Consider the following 20,055-nt stretch of genomic DNA (forward strand, 5'->3'; position numbering starts at 1 on the left):
GTGCTCCCGTGCATCAGGTTTTTTCGGCAATGGTCTTGAGGCTGGCCAGGCCGGCTTCGAAGTCGCGGCCGATCATGGCGTCCATGTTGATGAAGACGCCCATCAGCTTGGCGATGAAGGGGCAGTTGCCCTGCATGGCCCAGGTGACTTCGGTGGCGCTGCCGCGCGGCACCAGGGTGAAGTCGATGGTGTTGCTGGCCTGCATGGGCGCGCTCATGTCGAGCCGCATCGTCACCTGGGTGGGGGTGCTGGCGGTGATCTCCAGGCTGCCCTCGCCCACCTCCTTGTTGCCCTTGAACTCGTAACGCGCCCCCGGGCCGGCGGCCGGGCCACGGTAGCTGCCCTGCATGGCCGGGTCTTTTTTGTCGTAGGGGTTCCAGGTGTTGAACTGGTGCAGATCGTTGATGAGCGCGTGGAGCTTGTCCGGCGACGCCTGGATGACGATGCTGCGCTGCAGGCTGAAACGGTCGGGCCGCGTGGCGGCAAACAGCAGCAGGCCGGCCAGGGCCAGCACGGCGATGATGAGGATGGTTCTGACCATGGTGCGCCTCCTTCAGCGGCCGACGCCGGCAAAGTCTTCCTCTTCGTAGAGGCGGCGCACCTCGATCTCGGCAGCCAAGCCCTCACCCACCGGGTTGGGGAAACGGCGCGTCCACTCCAGTGCTTCGTCGCGCGAGCGCACCTGGATCAGGGTGTAGCCGGCAATCAGCTCCTTGCTTTCGGCAAAGGGGCCGTCAAGCACCTTGCGCTCCTTACCGTCGTAGCGGATGCGCCAGCCCTGCGAGCTGGGCGCCAGGCCCGAGGCGTCCAGCAGCACGCCGGCGCGGGCCAGCTCTTCGTGGAAGGTGCCCATCACGGCCATGAGTTCGGCCATATTGGGCGGGAAGACGCCGGCCTCCGACTGGGGCGTGGCTTTGACAATGATCATGTATCGCATCTCTGCACTCCTTCATGGGGTTGTTCAGCCAAACACTGGCTTGCATTCCCACGACGAACGACGCGGCGCAAAATCGACAGCCCGGCAACTAGGTAAAAACCCTAGGCCAGCCGGCAGACCTCACGCGTCTTCGTAACACGGCCCGACGCCGCGCACTTCTACCGTGCACCACTCGGCCGCCGGGCATTGCCGGGCAATGGCCACGGCTTCGGCCCGGGTCGGGCAGTCGATCAGGAAAAAACCGCCCACCATTTCCTTGGCTTCGGCAAAGGGACCGTCCAGCACCTGGGCCTGGCCGTCGCGCACCTGCACGCGCACGGCACTGGCCTGCGAGGCGAGCGACTCGACCGCCAGCAGCTGGCCGCGTGCCTGCAGTTCTTCGGCAAAACGCTGCATGCGTGCGTACACCTCGCGGCCTTCGGCCTCGGTGCGTGTGCGCCGCTGGCCGGGCGGCTCCATCATCAGCAGCATGTAGGGCATGGAAACTCCTGGGTGGGCCGGTGGGCCCGGCCAAGTTGATTGTCAGGCGGCAAGCATATCAATGCGTGCGGCGTGCCTGGCCCGGGCGGACAGACGGCGCCGTGCCGCTGGCCACATAGAGCGTGCCCATGAGCACGCTTTCCACTTGCAGCTCGGCCCCGTGGTCGAGCAGGAGCTGCCAGGGCGCGGCCAGGCGGTCGAAATTGGTGATGGACTGTGCAGCGAACAGGCCCACCAAGGCGTTCCATGGCGCCAGCCAGGGGGCGGTCCACTTCAGGCCGGTGGCGGCAATGCGTGCGCCGGGCTTGAGGTGGTGCAAAACGTGTTCCACAGCACGCGGACTTTGCAGGATGTCGTGCACCAGGTGGAAGATGGTGGCGTCGGCCTGCTCGGGCAAGGCGGCGTCTTCCACCTCGGCGCAGAGCAGTTCGACGTTGTCCCAGCCTTCCAGTTGCACGCGGCTGCGCGCCAGCGCAATCATCTCGGGGCACTGGTCCACCGCCACCACACGCCCCTGCGGGCCGACGGCCTGGCGCAGCAGGGCTAGGCTCATGCCGGTGCCGCAGCCGAGGTCGAGCACGCACTGGCCGGGCTGCAGTTGCAGCCGCTCGACCGCGTGGCGGCGGATGAATTCGTAGGGGGCAAGTTGCAGGTCGTAGGACAAGGCGCGCCAGCGGTACATGGCGCGCGAAGCGTCGTGGCCGGCAGAGTGAGCTGAGTCGTCACGCATGGGCTCCTCCCAGAGCTTGGTGGCGTCCAGGGTCTCTTCGCCCTACCCAAACAGTTGTTTTACATCGATGCTGGAGTGACGCCCGATGGCATGGTACTCCTTTGCCAGCCATGTCTCGGCACAGATACGGCCCTGTTCCTGCAGCTGCTCGAAGAACGGGCCGTGTGCCAGCAGCTTGGTGTCGGTGCGCAGCAGGCTGTCGAGCTGGCTGGCATCGATCATGTGGAAACGCAGCTCCTGCAGGCGACGTTCCAGCCGGCCCTTGGGCCGCAGGGCCGAGCCGGAAAACTCGGCCGCGTGCGCGAACATGCGCATCTCGCGCATGAAATTGGCGCTGAAGGCCAGCTCAACGATGCGCGCCTCGATCTCTTCCACGGTCTGCGGTATGCCTTCGCGCTTGAGCGGGTTGAGCAGCACCAGCAGGATGTCGCGTGCCTGGCAGTCGTAGGCCAGCGGGAACACCGCCGGGTTGGCGCTGTAGCCGCCATCCCAATAAGCCTCGCCGTCGATCTCCACCGTGCGGTGGATCTTGGGCAGGCAGGCGGAGGCCAGCAGCACATCGACCGTGAGCTCGTGCTCGCGGAACAGGCGCAGCTTGCCGGTGCTGACCTGCGTGGTGCCGATGAAGAGCTTGAACGGGCAGCGCGTGCGCAACTGCTCGAAGTCGATCTGGCGGTAAAGCAGGTCGCGCAGGGGGTTGAGGTCAAACGGGTTGAGCTGCGAGGGCGAGAAGTAACCCGCCCAGCTGGCCAGCAAGCGGCTGGCCGGCGCCATGGTGATCACGTCGCCCTTGCGGCGCGTCAGCAGGCCCCAGGGCATCTGGCGGCCCAGCTCGTTCCAGAAGTCGGCCAGCGCCTGGCGCGCGCCCTCGCGCCCACCCTTGAGCCAGCCGTCGGCCAGCACCACCGCGTTCATGGCGCCGGCACTACTGCCGCTGATGCCTTCGAACTGCAGGCGTGGGTCCTGCAGCAGCGCATCAAGCACCCCCCAGGTAAAGGCACCATGTGCGCCACCGCCTTGCAGCGCCAGGTTGATCGCGCCCGGCTTGCTATCAAACATATAGCTGCTCCCGCTTATTCAATAAGGGTTAGAGGCCAAAAATGCTTATAACAGAGCCGGGTGACGCCGCCAAGACCCGGCACGCAGTCAACTGTCCTGCAGCAGGCTGCTGGCAATGGCCGCTGCCGTGCGCGGGTTCATGCCAGGAGGCTGCGACGAACATCACCCCAAACTTGGGCGTCTCGTCGCGAGTGATGGCAGATTCAGAGCGTCGGCGGCAAAAAAGGAGCGCGGGACTCGGAGATGGCCGCATCCAGCATGTCCAAGCGGTCCTGCCCCCAGAAGGGCTCACCCTTGTAGAAGTAGAAAGGCGCACCAAAGAGCTGCCGGTCGATCGCTTCCTGCGTCAGGGCATCCGACTGCGCAAAGAACTCCGGCTCATTGGCCTGTGCGAGCAGCGCCCGCCCTTTCAAACCACTGCGATCGGCCAGGACGACCAAAGTCTCGGGGTCCTCGATGTTGAGTTCGTCGGCCCAGACAGCGCGCAAGCCAGCATGAACAAAGGCGCCCACGTCCTGTCCGTCACGCTGGGCCGCCAGCAGCATTCGGTGCCCCAGTGCGGGATCGGCGGGGTAGTACTTGGGGTGCAGCACCAAGTCGATCTTGCGTTGGGCCCGCCAGCGCTGCATCTCCACCAGGCGGTAGGCTTGGCGCTGCAAGGGCCGCTCCTTCACGGGCTTGCCGCCGCCGGCGGCGAACACGGCCAGCAGGTCGATGGGTCTGTAGACAACATCAATATCGTGCTTGGCCACCAGTTCCTGGAAGTGCAGGCTGCCCACATAGCTCCAGAGCGAAATGAAGCTGAAGTAATAAGTGACTTGCGGTTTGGTTGTGCTCATGCTTTGGATGTCCTTCAAAGTGGGGGCGGTGTGCCGGCCTCAGACCCCCAGGTAGGCGGCTCGAACCGTGGGATTGTTCTGCAGTGCGGACGCCAGCCCCTCGGTCACGGTGCGCCCCTGGTCAATGACATAACCCCGATCGGCCAGTTCCAGGGCTGTGGCCACGTCCTGCTCGACAATCAGCAGGCTGGTGCCGGCGTCACGCACGCGGCCCAGGGTCTGGACGAGCTCGTCCACGACCTTGGGTGCCAACCCCAGAGACAACTCGTCGATCAGCAACAGTTTGGGCGAGGCCATGAGACCACGCGCAATCGCGCACATCTGCTGCTCACCGCCGGAGAGGGTGGTGGCATCCTGCCGACGCCGCTCAACGAGGCGGGGGAACAAGTCATACATCCGCTCAATGTCGCGCTGAATGGCAGCGCGCCCATCGGTGCGGCTGTAGGCACCGAGCAGCAAGTTGTCGTAGACGGACAGGCCAGAAAAGAGGCGACGCCCCTCGGGCACATGTGCGATTCCCCGTGCGACACGCTCGGACGGAGACCAACCCCGGACATCCTGACCGCCCCACTGCAGCGTGCCGCTCTGCACAGGCATCAGGCCCGACAGGGTGCGCAACAGCGTCGTCTTGCCGGCGCCGTTGGAGCCGATCAGGCAGACGATCTCTCCTGGGCGGATGTCCAGGCTCACGTCCCAAAGCACCTGCACGTCGCCATAGGCGACCTCCAGAGACGAGACCGAGAGCAGTGGCGGGATCGGCTTGTGTGCTGCACTCATGTTGCGGCCTCCTGTGCGCGACGCGCATAACGCTGGCCCAGATAAGCCTCGATGACTTTCTCGTTGGCCACGACCTCCTGCGGTGTACCGTTGGCAATCAGCTGCCCTTGGTGCAGCACCATCACGCGGGTGCAGGAGTTGACCACCACCTTCATCAGGTGTTCGATCAGCACGATGGTGACGCCGCTCGCTGCAATCTGTTGGATCAGCGACAGGGCGTGCTCCACCTCGGCCGGGTTGAGACCGGCATTGACTTCATCCAGAAAAAGCAGGCGTGGCTTGAGTGCCAGGCTCTTGGCCAGCTCCAGCCGCTTGCGGCCGGCCAGCGTCAAGGCCGCCGCCGGCTTGTCGGCCTGGGCGTCCAAACCGCAGAAGCGCAAGTATTCACGGGCCTGCTCGCGCGCAGCTTCCGGTGTGCGGCTACCACCGGCGAACAGGGCGGCGGACGCCACGTTGTCAAGCACGCTCATGCGCGGAAAAGGCTGGACGATCTGGAAGGTGCGGGCGATGCCCAGGCGGGCGATCTCGTCAGGGCGCAGGCCGGTGATGGAGCGTCCCTCGAAAAACACCTCGCCCGCGCTCATGCGGTTCACGCCCGTGACGGCGTTCACCAGCGTGGTCTTGCCCGCGCCGTTGGGGCCGATGACGCCCACGATCTCGCCCTGCCCCAGGGAAAAGTCGAGCTGTTGCAGCGCCGTAATGCCGCCGAAGCGCTGCGTCACGCCTTTGAGTTCGAGCAGGGCGTTCATGCGTTCACCTCGCCTTGTCGACCCAGACGGGAACGCACCCAAACAAAAGCCCTCTGCAAACGGGCGTCATGCAGCCCGACGGACAGAAACAAAACCAGCAACACCACCAGGATACCCAGCAGGCCTGCATGGAACTCCAGCACATTGCGCCAGAGCAATTCCTCGAGCCCGAGGTAGACCACGGCGCCAATGACCGGCCCGGTGACCGTGCCCACACCGCCGAGCAGCGCCATGATGATGGGCTTGACGGAGAGCAGCGTGTCGAACACGTCGGTCGGATCGATGTAGGTCACCCACGAGGCATAGACTGCGCCGGCCGCACCAGCGATCCAGCCCGAGAGTGCAAAAGCGGTCACCTTGGCGCGGCGGGCATCGACACCGATGATCAGGGCGGCGTCCTCGTTCTGCTCGATGCAGCGCAGCGCCCAGCCCAGACGTGAGCGGTTCACGTGCCAGGAGAGCAGCAGCGCGAGCGCGGCCACGACAAGCATCGCAGCGAAATAGAACTGGGCTTGCTGGTTCACGTTACCGAGCTTGAGCAGGGGCAGGTTCAGCCCCATGCCACCGCCGGTGAGACTTGTCCAGGAGTTGCTGACTTCGCGCAACACATCGGCCACCACCAGGCTCGCAATGGCGAAATAGTGGCCGCGCAGGTGCAGGATGGCCCGGCCCAGCAGGCCGGCGAAAAAAGCCACGAAGAAGGCCGCCGCCGTCCACGCCCAGCCGAAGGCCAGGCCATGGGTCTGCAAGACGCCGGCAACATAGGCCCCTAGGCCGAAGAAGGCGGCCGTTGCGAACGAGGGGTAGCCCGCGTAACCACCGATCAGGTTCCACGACGTTGCCAGCGCAGCGTACATGCACACTGTGGTGCTCAAGCGCAGCACGTAGTTGTCGGCCTGCCAGGCCAGCAGGCCCAGCAAGACCAGCACGGCGGGGATCACGAAGTTGCGTACTTTCATTGAAACCCCCGACGACCCAACAACCCCGAAGGACGGAACATCAACAGACCGATCAGCAGAAGGAAGGACAAGGTGAGCGCATGCTCGGGGCCGAACGCCAGTGTGCCGAAGCTCTCGATGATGCCCAGCGCGAAGCCGCCCAACACCACGCCCGGCACGCTACCCAGGCCGCCTAGCACACAGATCACGAAAGCCTTACCCAGGTAGACCCCGGAGGCCACAGGCGAAATTGGGAAGATGGCGGCCAGTAAGGCTCCAGACGCACCCGCCATGAAGGCACCCAGGCCGAAGGCCAGGGCATAGGTGTGGTCGACCCGAACACCCATCAGCGCAGCAGTCTGCCGGTCCATGCGCACGGCCACGATGGCGCGACCGAACTGGGTGGTGCGCAGCAGCAGCCAGAGCCCCCCCACAATGAGCAGGCCCACGCCCGTGGCCAGCAGCCGGTCTACCGGCACACCCAGCGAGCCCAACTCCAGGATGCCCAGTGGCGGATCGAGGGTGATCTTGCGGAAATCGGCCAGGAAAAATTTGAGCATCAGGTTGTCAAGCAGCAGGTTCAGGCCGAAGGTGAGCGTCAACGTCATCAGCACCGCCTCACCCATGACGCGCCTGATCAGCGTGCGCTGCAGCACGTAACCCAGGACGAAGAGCAGCAGTCCACCGAAGGGCGCGAAGACAAAGGGGTTGATGCCATAGAGCTGGTGGGCGAAATAGGCCAAGTAGGCCCCGAGAATGATCAGGGAGCCGTGGAGGATGTTGACGATATTCAACACCCCCCAGATCAGGGAGAAGCCGGCGGCGATGCAGGCATAAAGCCCACCCAGCGCCAGTCCACTCAGCAGGACTTGCAGGTAAATCACGTGAGATCCGATGCAGATTCACCCGGGGCTTGCGCCCCGGGGTGCCGGGCTGGGGCCCGCTTCAGTTGCCCAGGCCGGTGCGGAACTGGCTGGTGGCGATGTTGGCCGGATAGACCACGGTGACCTTGCCGTTCTGCAGCTGGTACACCGGCGGGATGTAGGAATTCGCGATGCCGGTCTTGTCGAAGGAGATCGGCGCGAAGAAGGTCTTGAAGCCGCCCTTCTGCAGCTCGGCACGTACTGCGTCGCGCGAAGTGCTGCCAGCGCGCTCAATGGCCTGCTGGATGATCACGCCCACGGCGGCACCGGAAGCCTGGGTGAAATCGGGCTCGATACCGTACTTCTTGCGGAACAGCTCGACGAAGTTCTTGGTGGAGCCGAAGACGTCGTCGCTTTTGTAGTTCAACACGGGGTGGAACCAGCTGGCGGTGGTGACGTTCTCTGCCAGCTTGCCCACGGCCTTGGCCCATTCGTCATAAGCCGGCCCGTTGATGAGCGTCAGCACCTTGGCGTCGATACGTGCATCGGCGAGCTGCTTGCGTACCAGGATCAGGTCGTTGATATAGCCGGTGGCGACGATCCAGTCCGGCTTGGTGGCGCCCAGCTTGGCCAGCGCAGCGGCATGGTCCAGTGTGCCGATGGCATAGCGCTCGAAGTAGACCACCTCAAGGCCGCGCTTCTTGGCAGACTTCTCGAACTCCTGGGCCAGGGACAGCGGGTACAGGTCATTGCGCGCCAGGATGGCCACGCGCTTGGCCTGCGGCAGATTGGTCTTGACCAGATCGGCGATGGGCTCGGTCAGGCTGCTGTTGTCGGTATACAGACCAAAGAGGTTCTTGTAGCCTTGGTCAAACACCTCGGCCGACGAGGCGCTGGAGGCGATCAACGGTACACCGTTTTTCTCCGCCACCGTGCTGGCAGCCTTGGTAGCGCCAGAACCGAAGGGCGAGAAGAGAAAGTCCACCTTGTCGTCAGTGATCAGCTTCTCGGCCAGTTGAACCGCCTTGGGCGTGTTCGACTGGTAGTCGTAGAAAAACAGCTGGACCTTGTGGCGATCCTTGCCAACCTTGATGCCACCCTGGGCATTGACTTGATCCAGCCAGAGGTCGTAACCCTGGCGCAACTTGGTGCCCTCCGGCGACAAGGCGCCGGTCAGGGGCAGCGGCGCGCCGATCTTGATGATCTGGTCAGCCGCGAAGGACGCGGCAGAGGCAAGGACGGTGCCCGCGACAAGGAGTGCTTGCAACGCCAAAGAAAATTTATGTGTACGCATGATGCCCAACGGAATGATGAAAACGCGATGCTAGGCGTCATGCCGCCAGAATCCAACCAACATGTTTTCATTTGTTCATGCAGAAATCATCTGAAGCAAGCCCCTTGGGAACGCGCACGAATCCGGGATGCCTTCGTTTCGCACGTGTCACTCGGCATCAAGTCAGTTCCCGATTGCTTGTCAGCCGTCCTGCAGCAGGCTGCTGGCAATGGCCGCGGCGGCCGTGCGCGTTTCCACGCCGAGCTTTTCGAAGATGTGTTCCAGGTGCTTGTTCACCGTGCGCGGGCTCATGCCGAGGATGTCGGCGATGTCGCGGTTGGTCTTGCCCTTGGCCAGCCAGGACAGTACCTCGGTTTCGCGCGGCGTGAGGGCCGCACCGCTCAAACGCTTGTGCGCGGCATCCACCGCCGGCCCGCTCTGGCGCAGCAGGATCATGGTCTCGCCCGGGCCGGTCTGCCCCAGGTACTGGGCCTGCAGCTGGCTGCCGTCGGGCAGCGCGGTCAGTGTTTCGCCCTGGGTGACGGCGGCCTGCAGCCAGTCCTTCAGCGGCGCCGCGTCGTCCTGCGGGCCAAGCGCCTCTTCCAGCCAATGCATGGCTTGCGGCGAGCGCCAGGCGATGCGGCCCTGGGAGTCGAGCAGCACCACACCGAGGCCGGCCACGTCCACCGCCTCACGCGCCAGTCGGCTGACATGCGCGTTGCGCAGGTGGGTGGCCAGGCGTGCCAGCACCTCGGGAATCTTCAGCGGCTTGACGACATAGTCCACACCGCCGCTGGCAAAACCTTCGACGATCTGCTCGGTCTCGGCCAGGCCGGTCATGAAGATCACCGGCACGTGGGCCCAGGAGGGCTCCGACTTGAGGCGACGGCACAAGGCAAAGCCGTTCTCGCCCGGCATGATGGCGTCGAGCAGCACGGCGTCGGGCACCGCCATCTCGAAGCGCTCCAGCGCCTCGATGGCGTCACGCGCCACCAGCACGGTGTAGCCCTCGATGGCCAACGCATCGCACAGCATGCGCAGGGTGTCGGGGGCGTCGTCCACCACCAGGACGACACTGGAGACGGCAGGCGGCATCACGGGTTCAGCTTTCATCTTCGGTTTCTTTCAGGCGTTCAATCAGGGCAGAGAAGTCAAAGCGGTCCACATGCACCACCAGGCTTTGCAGCACGTCGGCAATCGCCGGCTCCTGCTCGGCACTGCTGCGCAGCAGGCTGCGCAGGCCGCTGGCATTGCCCATGCGCGCCAGGCCGATCAGGCTGTGGCGCAGTTCATCCGGCAGCGGCAGCTTGCCGGCCGGCTCGCGTTCTGCCGGCGGCGCCTCCGGGCTGGGCAGCAGGTTGCTCTCATGCACCCATTCCAGCTGCAGCACACGCGCCAGCAGGTCCAGCAGCTCGGACTCGATCACCGGCTTGCTCACAAAACCCTGGCAGCCGACGGCTTCCAGCAGCTCGGGCCGGTTCTCGAACGGGTCGGCCGAGACGAAGACGATCGGCAAGTCGGGCCCGACATTGCTGCGGATGAGCTGCGCGGTCTGCCAGCCGTTGAGGTCGTCCATGTTGATGTCAAGCAGCACCGCATCGGGTTTGTGCTGCTGCAGAATTTCCAGGCATTCGCGGCCGCTGGCGGCCTCGCGCATGATGAAGCCCAGCGGCACCAGCAGGCTGGCCAGTAGCTGGCGCTGGATGGGCTGGTCGTCCACCACCAGCAGGGTGCGCCGCGGCGCCAGGTAACCGACGATGGGGCGCAGGTGGCGCACCAGCTGCGCGGCCGGCGGCTCGATCTCGCGCAGGTAGAGCCGCACGGTGAAGGTGCTGCCCTGCTTGACCGCGCTGCGCAGCGTGAGTTCGCCGCCCATGAGTTCGGTCAGCAGGTGGGTGATGGTCAGGCCCAGGCCGGTGCCGGCTTCGCTGGCGCGCCGCCCGGCGCTGCCGCGCTCGAAGGGCATGAAGATGCGTTCCTGGTCCTGCGGCGCAATGCCGATGCCCGTGTCTTCCACCTCGAAGCGCACCACTTCGTGCCGGCAATCGACACGGAAGACGATGCCACCGGCGTCGGTGAAACGCACCGCATTGGCCAGCAGGTTGATGAGGATCTGCCGCAGGCGCTTGGCGTCGGCCTGCACCCAGGCCGGCACGCGCCCTTGCGTCTCCAGCCGGAACGACAGGCCCTTGCCTTCGGCCTGCGGTTTCACCATGCGCGCCAGCTCCGACAGGAATTCGGCAAACGGCAGCGGCGCCATGTCCAGCCGCAGGCGGCCGGCCTCGATGCGCGCCAGGTCGAGCAGGCCGTCGATCAGCGCGTGCATGTGCTGGCCGCTTTGCTGGATGGTGGTCACCGCCTCGCGCAGGCCACCCTTGAGCTCGGCATTGCGCAGCAGGATCTGCGCATACCCCAGGATGCTGTTGAGCGGCGTGCGCAGCTCGTGCGTCATGCCGGCCACATAACGCGTCTTGGCCTGGCTGGCGGCCTCGGCCACTTCCTTGGCGCTTTGCAGTGCCTCGTCGGTGCGCTGGTGGGCATCGATTTCCTTTTGCAGCAGCTGGGTCTGGCGTTCCGATTCATCGTGAGCCATGCGCCGGCTTTCGTTGGCCAGCACGATCCACCAGGCCCACACCGCCGCCAGCACCGCCAGCAGCGAAAAGACCTTGATGAACGGCATGCGCAGGACCCCCACCGGCGCCTGCAGGCTTTCCTGCATGTAGACCACGCCCAGCACGAAGGCCAGCACCGCGCACAGCGAGAGGAAAACCGTGAAGTACTGGCCGACGCGGAAGTTGAAGCGGTTGTTCAGACTGGCCGGCAGGATGGCGGCCATGGCCTGGCGCACCTGGTCGGCCACGCGCGCCTGGCTCTTGCAGCGGTCGTGGCAGCGCGATTCGAGTGAGCAGCAAAGCGAGCAGATCGGCGCGCCGTAGGCCGGGCAACTGGCCATATCGGTGCTCTCGAACTGGTTTTCGCACACAGAGCAGCGCACCACCTGACCCGGCGCCCAGGGCGAGGCGTCCTTGCGCGCCAGGTAGTAGCGCCCGCGTGTGGCCCAGGCGATCAGCGGCGCCGCGACCAGGGCCGTGCCCAGCGCGATGAAGGGCGAAAAGGCCGCCGCGTATTCGCCCAGCAGCCCGGCATGGGCGGTGACGGACAACAGCACCGCCAGTCCCATGGCGCCCAGGCCGACGGGGTTGATGTCGTACAGGTAGGCGCGACGGAACTCCACGTGCTTGGGGCTCAGGCCGAGCGGCTTGTTGATGACCAGGTCAGCCACCAGCGCGCCGACCCAGGCAATTGCCACGTTGCTGTACAGCCCCAGCACCTTCTCCAGCGCACCGAAGACGCCCAGCGTCATCAGCAGCATGGCGATGATGACGTTGAACACCAGCCACACCACACGCCCCGGGTGGCTGCGCGTGAGCCGGGCAAAGAAGTTGGACCAGGCCAGCGAGCCGGCATAGGCGTTGGTGACGTTGATCTTGACCTGCGAGATCACCACGAACAGCACGGTGAGCACCGTCGCCACGGTGGCGTCGCCGAGCGAGCGCATGTAGCCCACCAGGTACATCTGCGTCGGTTCCGCCGCCTGCGCCGGCGCCGCGCCGTACTGCAGCGCCACGAAGGCCAGGAAGGCGCCGCCCAGCATCTTGAGCATGCCCAGCACGATCCAGCCCGGCCCGGCGGCCAGCACGCCGCCCCACCAGCGCCAGCGGTTGGCGGCGGTGCGCTCGGGCATAAAACGCAGGTAGTCGACCTGCTCGCCGATCTGCAGCACCAGCGAGAAGGCCACCGCGGCGGCGGCGCCGAACATCAGCGGCTCGAAGCCGTTGCTGCCCGAGGTCAGGCCCGACAGGCCGGTGAACTCACCGTACAGCTCGGGCTGCGCCACGGCAAACCAGGCAAAGGGCCAGAGCAGCAGCACGACCCACAGCGGCTGGGTCCAGGTCTGCAGGCGCGAGATGAAGGTGATGCCGTACAGCACCAGCGGAATGATGATCAGCGAGGACAGCACATAACACCACACCAGCGGCCAGTCGAACGCCAGCTGCAGCGCCAGCGCCATGATGGCCGCCTCCAGCGCGAAGAAGATGAAGGTGAACGAGGCATAGACCAGCGAGGTGACGGTGGAGCCCAGGTAGCCGAAGCCGGCACCGCGCGTGAGCAGGTCCATGTCCAGCCCGTAGCGCGCCGCGTAGACGGCAATCGGCAAGCCGGTGAGGAAGGTGATGAGCCCCATCACCAGGATGGCCCACAGCGCATTGCTGAAACCGTAATTGAGCGCGATGGCGCCGCCGATGGCCTCCAGCGCCAGGAAGGACATGCCGCCCAGCGCGGTGTTGGCGACGCGGAACTCGCTCCATTTGCGTGCACTGTGCGGCGTGTAGCGCAGCGCGTAGTCCTCCAGGGTTTCGTTGGCAACCCAGGAGTTGTAGTCGCGCCGGATGCGAAAGATGCGTTGGGGGGCGTTTTTCATGCGCGCGGTTTTGGTGCATTGGTGGTCATCCCTGGTGCACATGCAAGAACCGTTCTCACTTGGCCGCACCCCCCTGCGTACGTCGAATGACGTATGGGCTGTCTTTCGGGTTCTCCCTAATCTCAAGGCCGTGGTGACGCCCTGTCGCCCAGCACCTGTTGCAGGTGTTCTTGGTTCCCACCTTTCATTTCAGGAGTGCCTCATGAAGAAACAGCCCGCCCCCTCCGCAACCCCGTCGGCCGCCGGCCTGCAACGTCGCCACGTGCTGCAGGCCATGGGCGCCATGTCCATGGTCGGCCTGCCGGCCCTGGGCCACGCCGCCGCGCCGCCGACCTCTGCGGTGAACACCACCAAGCTCGCCGTGACCGACACCGAGGTGGTGGTCGGCCAGCTGCACTCGTCCACGGGCACCATGGCCATCTCCGAGACCGGCTCCATCCAGGCCGAGCAGCTCGCCATCGACCAGATCAACGCCATGGGCGGGGTGCTGGGCCGCAAGATCCGCGTGATCAAGGAAGACGGCGCCTCCGACTGGCCGACCTTCGCCGAGAAGTCGAAGAAGCTGCTGGTCAACGACAAGGTCGCCGCCGTGTTCGGCTGCTGGACCAGCGCTTCGCGCAAGGCCGTGCTGCCGATCTTCGAGAAGGAAAACGGCCTGCTGTACTACCCTACCTTCTACGAAGGCCTGGAGCAGTCCAAGAACGTGATCTACACCGGCCAGGAAGCCACACAGCAGATCATCTACGGCCTGGACTGGGGCGCCAAGGAGAAAAAAGCCAAGACCTTCTTCCTGGTCGGCTCCGACTACATCTGGCCGCGCACCTCGATGAAGATCGCGCGCAAGCACATCGAGACCGTGGGCAAGCTGGGCAAGGTGGTCGGCGAGGAGTACTACCCGCTGGGCAACACCAACTTCAACTCGCTGATCAACAAGATCAAGGTCGCCAAGCCGGATTGCATCTTCACCGCCGTGGTGGGTGGCTCCAACGTGGCCTTCTACAAGCAGCTCAAGGCCGCCGGCATCACCGGTGACAAGCAGTTCCTGCTGACGCTGGCCGTGACGGAAGACGAGATGCTGGGCGTGGGCGGCGAGAACTTCGCCGGCTTCTACTCCTCGATGAAGTACTTCCAGACCCTGGACAACGACAACAACAAGAAGTTTGTTGCCGCCTTCAAGGCCAAGTACGGCAAGGACGCCGTGATCGGCGACGTGACGCAGGCCGGTTACCTCGGCCCCTGGCTGTGGAAGGCCGCCGTGGAGAAGGCCGGCAGCTTCGACGTCGACAAGGTCGTGGCCGCTTCGCCCGGCATCGAGCTCAAGACCGCACCGGAAGGCTACGTCAAGCTGCACGAGAACCACCACCTGTGGAGCAAGTCGCGCATCGCCCAGGGCCAGAAGGACGGCACCTTCAAGGTGGTGGCCGAGTCGCCCGCGCTGATCGAACCCAACCCGTTCCCGAAGGGTTACCAGTAATCAGCTCCGGTTGAAGGGAAACAAGGTGGCGGCCGCCTGGCGGTTCAGGGGTCGCCACCCCAGATTCGTACACAGACAGACAGGCAGGTGACGCCATGGAATTTTCGGAAATCCTCAACATTACCCTGATGCAGGGCTTCGCGGGACTCAGCCTGTTCTCGGTCCTGCTCCTCATGGGCCTGGGCTTGGCCATCATCTTCGGCCAGATGGGCGTGATCAACATGGCGCATGGCGAGTTCATGACCATTGGCGCCTACACGGTCTACATGTTCTCCACGCTGGTGGAGCACCTCGCCCCCAGTTTCATGCCGTATTACTTCCCGCTCTCGATTGCGGTGGCATTCGGCCTGGCCTTCATTGCCGGCTGGCTGGTGGAGTGGGGACTGATCCGCCACCTCTACAAGCGCCCGCTCGACACGCTCCTGGCCACCTGGGGCCTGAGCCTGGGCATCCAGCAGGTGTTCCGCACCGCCATCGGCCCGAAGGAAGTCAGCCCCACATTGCCGGAGTGGCTGATGGGCTCCTGGGCACCGCATGAGGGCCTGGACATCCCGATCAACGGCCTGTTCGTGCTGGGCCTGACCGCGCTGGTCACCGGCGCCGTGCTGCTGGCGCTCTACAAGAGCCGCTGGGGCCTGCGGGTCCGCGCCACGGTGAGCAACCGCGTGATGGCCAATGCCATCGGCATCAACACACAGAAGACCGACCGCCTGACCTTCGCCATCGGCTGCGGCGTGGCCGGCATCGCCGGGGCGGCCTTCACCACCATCGGCTCCACCGGGCCGACCTCGGGCTCGCTCTACATCGTAGACGCCTTCCTGGTCGTGACCTTCGGCGGCGCCGCCAGCCTGCTGGGCACGGTGGCCTCGGCCTTCGGCATCGCGCAGACGCAATCGATCGCCGAATTCTTCATGACCGGCTCCATGGCCAAGGTGCTGACCCTGTCCCTGATCGTGGTGATCCTGATGATCCGCCCGCAAGGCCTGTTCGCCAGCAAGGTGCGCCGCTGATCGGCCCGCAACACAACGGAGTAACACCATGAACAACTTCACGACCTGGATCAACAAGCGCGGCCTGGGCAGCGTGGCCCTGCTGGCGGTGCTGCTGCTGGTGGTTTTCCCGCTCGCCTTCGACATCTTCCGCCTCAACCTGGTAGGCAAGTACCTGACCTACGGCTTCGTCGCCCTCGGACTGGTGATGGTCTGGGGCTACGGCGGCATCCTGAGCCTGGGCCAGGGTGTCTTCTTCGGCCTGGGCGGCTACGCCATGGCCATGTTCCTCAAGCTGGAGGCGTCCGACCCCATCACCACCAAGATCCAGTCCACCCCCGGCATCCCGGACTTCATGGACTGGAACCAGCTCACCGCCCTGCCCCTGTGGTGGAAGCCGTTCGAGCACCTGCCGTTCGCGCTGATTGCCGTCATCGCCATCCCCACGCTGCTGGCCTTCATCATCAGCTACGCCATGTTCAAGCGGCGCGTGGGCGGTGTGTACTTCGCCATCATCACGCAGGCCGTGGCGCTGATCCTGACCGTGCTCATCATCGGCCAGCAGGGCTACACCGGCGGCGTCAACGGCATGACCGACCTCAAGACCCTGCTGGGCTGGGACATCCGCACCGACAGCGCCAAGTACATCCTGTACTACCTCTGCAGCGCCGTGCTGCTGGGCAGCGTGCTGCTGTGCCTGTGGATCCAGAAGAGCAAGCTCGGCACGCTGCTGCTGGCCATGCGCGACAAGGAAGACCGCGTGCGTTTCTCCGGTTACGACGTGGCGAGCTTCAAGGTCTTCGTGTTCTGCCTGGCTGCAGCCCTCTCGGGCATCGGCGGTGCGCTGTTCACGCTGCAGGTGGGTTTCATGTCGCCGTCCTTCGTCGGCATCGTGCCCTCGATCGAGATGGTGATCTACGCCGCCGTGGGCGGGCGCATGAGCCTGGTGGGCGCGGTCTACGGCGCGCTCTTGGTGAACTTCGGCAAGACCTACTTCTCCGAGAGCTTCCCCGACCTCTGGCTGTTCCTGATGGCGGCGCTGTTCATCGGCGTGACCATGGCCTTCCCCGACGGGTTGGCCGGCGTGTGGAGCCAAAAGGTCGTGCCCTGGTGGCAACGCAAGCAGGCTGAGCGCCTGGCGATCCGGCGCGCTGTGAAGGCTGACGCCGCCCTTGACGCCACCGAGACGCCGAATGCGACGACCAGCACCCCGACCGCCCCGCTGTCCAGCCACGTGAGCGGACAGGCCGCCTGAACCGAGTTCACCAGGAGCACACCATGAGCAACACCGACTTCGCCCTGGCCGTGGAAGACCTCACGGTCTCCTTCGACGGCTTCAAGGCCATCGACACCCTGACGCTGTACATCGACAAGAACGAGCTGCGCGTGATCATCGGCCCCAACGGCGCCGGCAAGACCACGCTGCTCGATCTGATCTGCGGCAAGACCAAGGCCAGCGCCGGCAGCATCAAGTTCAAGAACGAGGAGCTGACCACGCTGGACGAACACATCCGCGTGCGCCGCGGCATCGGCCGCAAGTTCCAGACGCCGTCCATCTACGAAAACCTTTCGGTGTTCCAGAACCTGGAGGTGTCCTACCCGGCCGGGCGCTCGGTCTTCGGCGCGCTGGGCTTCAAGTGCAGCGACGAGGTGAAGGCGCGCGTGCAGGTGGTGGCCGAGGAGATCGGCCTGGCCGACGCGCTGGACATGGAGGCCGGCCTGCTCTCGCACGGCCAGAAGCAGTGGCTGGAGATTGGCATGTTGCTGATGCAGGAGCCCGAGCTGCTGATGCTGGACGAGCCGATTGCCGGCATGAGCGCGCGCGAGCGCGAACTCACCGCCGACCTGCTCAAGCGCATCTGCAAGAACCGCTCGGTGATCGTGATCGAGCACGACATGGAGTTCGTCAAGCAAATCGCGCACAAGGTCACCGTGATGCACCAGGGAAAGATCCTGGCCGAAGGCTCGATGGAAGCCGTGCAGGCCGATCCGAAGGTGATCGACGTCTATCTCGGTCACTGATTCCACAGGAGAAAACACCATGCTCAAAGTCAATGACATGTTCGTGGCCTACGGCCAGAGCGAAGCCCTGCACGGCATCTCTTTCGAGGGCCGCACGAACGAGACCATCGCCATCATGGGCCGCAACGGCATGGGCAAGACCACGCTGTTCAAGGGCCTGATGGGCGTGCTGCCGCTCAAGTCGGGCCAGATCGAGGTGGCCGGCCAGGATGTCTCGAAAGACGAAAGCTACCGGCGCGTGGCCAAGGGCATTGCCTACGTGCCGCAGGGCCGCATGATCTTCCCCACCCTGACGGTGGAGGAGAACATCCAGACCGGCCTGGAGAACTCGAAGACCAAGCAGATCCCAGACGAAATCTACGCGCTGTTCCCCGTGCTGTGGGACATGCGCCGGCGCAAGGGCGGCAACCTGTCGGGCGGCCAGCAGCAGCAGTTGGCGATTGCCCGCGCGCTGGTGACCGACCCCAAGGTGCTGTTGCTGGACGAGCCGACCGAGGGCATCCAGCCGTCCATCATCAAGGACATCGCGAAGGCGCTCAACGAGATCCGCAAGCTGCGCGAGATCACCATCGTCGTCTCCGAGCAGGTGCTGTCGTTCGCCATGGATGTGGCCGACCGGCTGTTCGTGATCGAAGGCGGCCGCCTGGTGCACGAGACCCCGCGCGCCCAGACCGATGTCAACCGCATCAAGTCCTACCTCTCGGTTTGACCCCACCCACCGAGTCATTCCCTCTTTTTTTGTCCCACGCCTTCAAGGAGTCTCATCATGGCTGAAACCCTCATCAAAGTCGACCTCAAGCAATCTGCTTACCAGAACGAGCAGGTCCATAACCGCTGGCACCCGGACGTGCCGATGGCCTGCTGGGTCAACCCCGGCGACGACTTCATCCTGGAAACCTACGACTGGACCGGCGGTTTCATCAAGAACAACGACAGCGCCGACGACGTGCGCGACATCGACCTGTCGATCGTCCACTTCCTGTCCGGCCCGGTGGGCGTGAAGGGTGCCGAACCCGGCGACCTGCTGGTGGTCGACCTGCTGGACATCGGCGCCAAGGACGAGAGCCCCTGGGGCTTCAACGGCTTCTTCAGCAAGAAGAACGGCGGCGGTTTCCTGACCGACCACTTCCCGCTGGCGCAGAAGTCGATCTGGGACTTCAATGGCATGTTCACCAAGAGCCGCCACGTGCCCGGCGTGGAATACGCCGGCCTGATCCACCCCGGCCTGATCGGCTGCCTGCCCGACAAGAAGATGCTCGACGCCTGGAATGCGCGCGAGGCCGAACTGCTGGCCACCGACCCGAACCGCGTGCCCGGCCTGGCCAACCCGCCCTTTGCCGCCACCGCCCACATGGGCAAGCTCAGCGGTGATGCCAAAGCCAAGGCTGCCGCCGAGGGCGCACGCACCGTGCCGCCGCGCGAACACGGTGGCAACTGCGACATCAAGGACCTGTCGCGCGGCTCCAAGGTGTATTTCCCGGTGTATGTGGATGGCGCCGGCCTGAGTGTGGGCGACCTGCACTTCAGCCAGGGCGACGGCGAGATCACCTTCTGCGGCGCCATCGAGATGGCCGGTTGGGTGCACATGCGCGTCAACCTGATCAAGGGCGGCATGGCCAAGTACGGCATCAAGAACCCGGTGTTCAAGCCGAGCCCGATGACACCCAACTACAAGGACTACCTGATCTTCGAAGGCATCTCGGTCGACGAGCAGGGCAAGCAGCACTACCTGGACGTCAACGTCGCCTACCGCCAGGCCTGCCTGAACGCCATCGAGTACCTGAAGAAGTTCGGCTACAGCGGCGCCCAGGCCTATTCCATCCTCGGTACGGCACCGGTGCAGGGCCACATCAGCGGCGTGGTGGACGTGCCCAACGCCTGCGCCACGCTGTGGCTGCCAACCGAGATCTTCGAGTTCGACATCAACCCCACGGCGGCCGGCCCGATCAAGATGCTCGACGGCAGCGTGCAGATGCCGATCTCGCCCGACGTCAAGTAAGCCGGGAGCACGCGTATGCCGACCTATGACTATGCGTGCCCGAGCTGCGGAGGGTTTGAAACCCTGCGCAGCCTGGCACAACGCAACGAGCCCTGCGCCTGCCCGGACTGCGGCACCGCCTCCACGCGTGTGTTCGTAGCCGCACCGCGCCTGGCCTGCCTGAGCAGCGAAACGCGCCGCGCGCACGAGACCAACGAACGGGCGTCGCATGCGCCGCGTTCCTCGCGCGACGGCTCGTACGGGCGGCTCAAGCACCCGGCGGGGTGTGGCTGTTGCTCGACCAGCGGCAAGCGCGGGGCCACCGTCACCGCCCCCAGTGGCGCCAAGACCTTTCCTTCGAAGCGGCCCTGGATGATCAGTCACTAAGGGCTCACCCCCAGGCTGCGCAAAGGGCGTGTCGCTTCGCCACCCCCCTTGCAGGGGGCGGATACCTGTGGCCCGGC

At 65.0% G+C, this 20,055-nt stretch carries 20 protein-coding genes; 7 read left to right on the top strand and 13 right to left on the bottom strand.

The window, feature by feature from the left end:
- Positions 1 to 13 precede the first annotated feature (13 nt).
- The 13 genes from CDE01S_RS01845 to CDE01S_RS01905 all read right to left on the bottom strand — a co-directional run bounded on the left by CDE01S_RS01845 (position 14) and on the right by CDE01S_RS01905 (position 13,128).
- A complete protein-coding gene (locus CDE01S_RS01845; RefSeq protein WP_066702825.1) occupies positions 14 to 541 on the bottom strand; it encodes an SRPBCC family protein in 528 nt (175 codons plus the stop codon).
- A 12-nt stretch (positions 542 to 553) separates the two neighbouring features.
- The gene (locus CDE01S_RS01850; RefSeq protein ID WP_066702828.1) at positions 554 to 937 is read right to left on the bottom strand and encodes a YciI family protein; all 384 of its coding nucleotides are present in this window, start codon (positions 935 to 937) and stop codon (positions 554 to 556) included.
- 120 nt (positions 938 to 1,057) lie between these two features.
- A complete protein-coding gene (locus CDE01S_RS01855) occupies positions 1,058 to 1,417 on the bottom strand; it encodes a YciI family protein (RefSeq protein ID WP_066702830.1) in 360 nt (119 codons plus the stop codon).
- A gap of 58 nt (positions 1,418 to 1,475) precedes the next feature.
- Positions 1,476 to 2,147: a class I SAM-dependent methyltransferase gene (locus CDE01S_RS01860; protein WP_066702838.1), complete on the bottom strand. Its 672-nt coding sequence runs from the start codon at positions 2,145 to 2,147 to the stop codon at positions 1,476 to 1,478.
- A 42-nt stretch (positions 2,148 to 2,189) separates the two neighbouring features.
- Positions 2,190 to 3,206 carry a patatin-like phospholipase family protein gene (locus tag CDE01S_RS01865; RefSeq protein ID WP_066702841.1) on the bottom strand — a complete coding sequence of 339 codons (1,017 nt, stop codon included), beginning with the start codon at positions 3,204 to 3,206 and terminating at the stop codon, positions 2,190 to 2,192.
- A 203-nt stretch (positions 3,207 to 3,409) separates the two neighbouring features.
- On the bottom strand, positions 3,410 to 4,045 hold the full coding sequence (locus CDE01S_RS01870; RefSeq protein WP_218016486.1) for a 2-hydroxychromene-2-carboxylate isomerase: 636 nt from the start codon (positions 4,043 to 4,045) through the stop codon (positions 3,410 to 3,412).
- A gap of 39 nt (positions 4,046 to 4,084) precedes the next feature.
- On the bottom strand, positions 4,085 to 4,822 hold the full coding sequence (locus CDE01S_RS01875; RefSeq protein WP_066702850.1) for an ABC transporter ATP-binding protein: 738 nt from the start codon (positions 4,820 to 4,822) through the stop codon (positions 4,085 to 4,087).
- Positions 4,819 to 5,571: an ABC transporter ATP-binding protein gene (locus tag CDE01S_RS01880; protein ID WP_066702852.1), complete on the bottom strand. Its 753-nt coding sequence runs from the start codon at positions 5,569 to 5,571 to the stop codon at positions 4,819 to 4,821. Before CDE01S_RS01880 ends, CDE01S_RS01875 begins: the two co-directional genes overlap by 4 nt.
- Positions 5,568 to 6,530, bottom strand: a complete 963-nt coding sequence (locus CDE01S_RS01885; RefSeq protein WP_066702854.1) for a branched-chain amino acid ABC transporter permease — start codon at positions 6,528 to 6,530, stop codon at positions 5,568 to 5,570. Before CDE01S_RS01885 ends, CDE01S_RS01880 begins: the two co-directional genes overlap by 4 nt.
- Complete coding sequence (locus CDE01S_RS01890) at positions 6,527 to 7,393, bottom strand: branched-chain amino acid ABC transporter permease (protein ID WP_066702856.1); 867 nt, start codon at positions 7,391 to 7,393, stop codon at positions 6,527 to 6,529. The genes CDE01S_RS01885 and CDE01S_RS01890 overlap by 4 nt, the downstream gene beginning before the upstream one ends.
- A 61-nt stretch (positions 7,394 to 7,454) precedes the next feature.
- Positions 7,455 to 8,639 (bottom strand): amino acid ABC transporter substrate-binding protein, encoded by a 1,185-nt coding sequence (locus CDE01S_RS01895; RefSeq protein WP_218016487.1) that lies wholly within the window; start codon positions 8,637 to 8,639, stop codon positions 7,455 to 7,457.
- Positions 8,640 to 8,846: 207 nt separating this feature from the next.
- Positions 8,847 to 9,758, bottom strand: coding sequence for a response regulator transcription factor (locus CDE01S_RS01900; RefSeq protein ID WP_066702859.1), 912 nt, complete (start codon positions 9,756 to 9,758; stop codon positions 8,847 to 8,849).
- Entirely contained in the window at positions 9,748 to 13,128 is a 3,381-nt protein-coding gene (locus CDE01S_RS01905; protein WP_066702862.1) for a hybrid sensor histidine kinase/response regulator, read from the bottom strand. The genes CDE01S_RS01900 and CDE01S_RS01905 overlap by 11 nt, the downstream gene beginning before the upstream one ends.
- Before the next feature lie 274 nt (positions 13,129 to 13,402).
- On the opposite strand from CDE01S_RS01905, the gene urtA reads away from it, so the two are divergent.
- From urtA to CDE01S_RS01940, 7 genes are all read left to right on the top strand, one after another.
- Positions 13,403 to 14,602, top strand: coding sequence for an urea ABC transporter substrate-binding protein (gene urtA / locus CDE01S_RS01910; protein ID WP_439648659.1), 1,200 nt, complete (start codon positions 13,403 to 13,405; stop codon positions 14,600 to 14,602).
- 95 nt (positions 14,603 to 14,697) lie between these two features.
- Positions 14,698 to 15,612, top strand: a complete 915-nt coding sequence (gene urtB, locus CDE01S_RS01915) for an urea ABC transporter permease subunit UrtB (RefSeq protein ID WP_066702868.1) — start codon at positions 14,698 to 14,700, stop codon at positions 15,610 to 15,612.
- 28 nt (positions 15,613 to 15,640) lie between these two features.
- Positions 15,641 to 16,846 (top strand): urea ABC transporter permease subunit UrtC, encoded by a 1,206-nt coding sequence (gene urtC, locus CDE01S_RS01920; protein ID WP_066702871.1) that lies wholly within the window; start codon positions 15,641 to 15,643, stop codon positions 16,844 to 16,846.
- Positions 16,847 to 16,869: 23 nt separating this feature from the next.
- A complete protein-coding gene (gene urtD / locus CDE01S_RS01925; protein WP_066702873.1) occupies positions 16,870 to 17,613 on the top strand; it encodes an urea ABC transporter ATP-binding protein UrtD in 744 nt (247 codons plus the stop codon).
- A 19-nt stretch (positions 17,614 to 17,632) separates the two neighbouring features.
- Positions 17,633 to 18,322, top strand: coding sequence for an urea ABC transporter ATP-binding subunit UrtE (urtE, locus tag CDE01S_RS01930; protein WP_066702875.1), 690 nt, complete (start codon positions 17,633 to 17,635; stop codon positions 18,320 to 18,322).
- Positions 18,323 to 18,379: 57 nt separating this feature from the next.
- Positions 18,380 to 19,612, top strand: a complete 1,233-nt coding sequence (gene fmdA, locus CDE01S_RS01935; protein WP_066702876.1) for a formamidase — start codon at positions 18,380 to 18,382, stop codon at positions 19,610 to 19,612.
- Between the two features lie 15 nt (positions 19,613 to 19,627).
- Positions 19,628 to 19,978, top strand: coding sequence for an FmdB family zinc ribbon protein (locus CDE01S_RS01940; RefSeq protein WP_066702879.1), 351 nt, complete (start codon positions 19,628 to 19,630; stop codon positions 19,976 to 19,978).
- The last annotated feature ends 77 nt before the right edge of the window (positions 19,979 to 20,055 follow it).

The organism is Curvibacter delicatus NBRC 14919 (assembly GCF_001592265.1).
In the GTDB taxonomy this organism is placed as follows: domain Bacteria; phylum Pseudomonadota; class Gammaproteobacteria; order Burkholderiales; family Burkholderiaceae_C; genus Hylemonella; species Hylemonella delicata.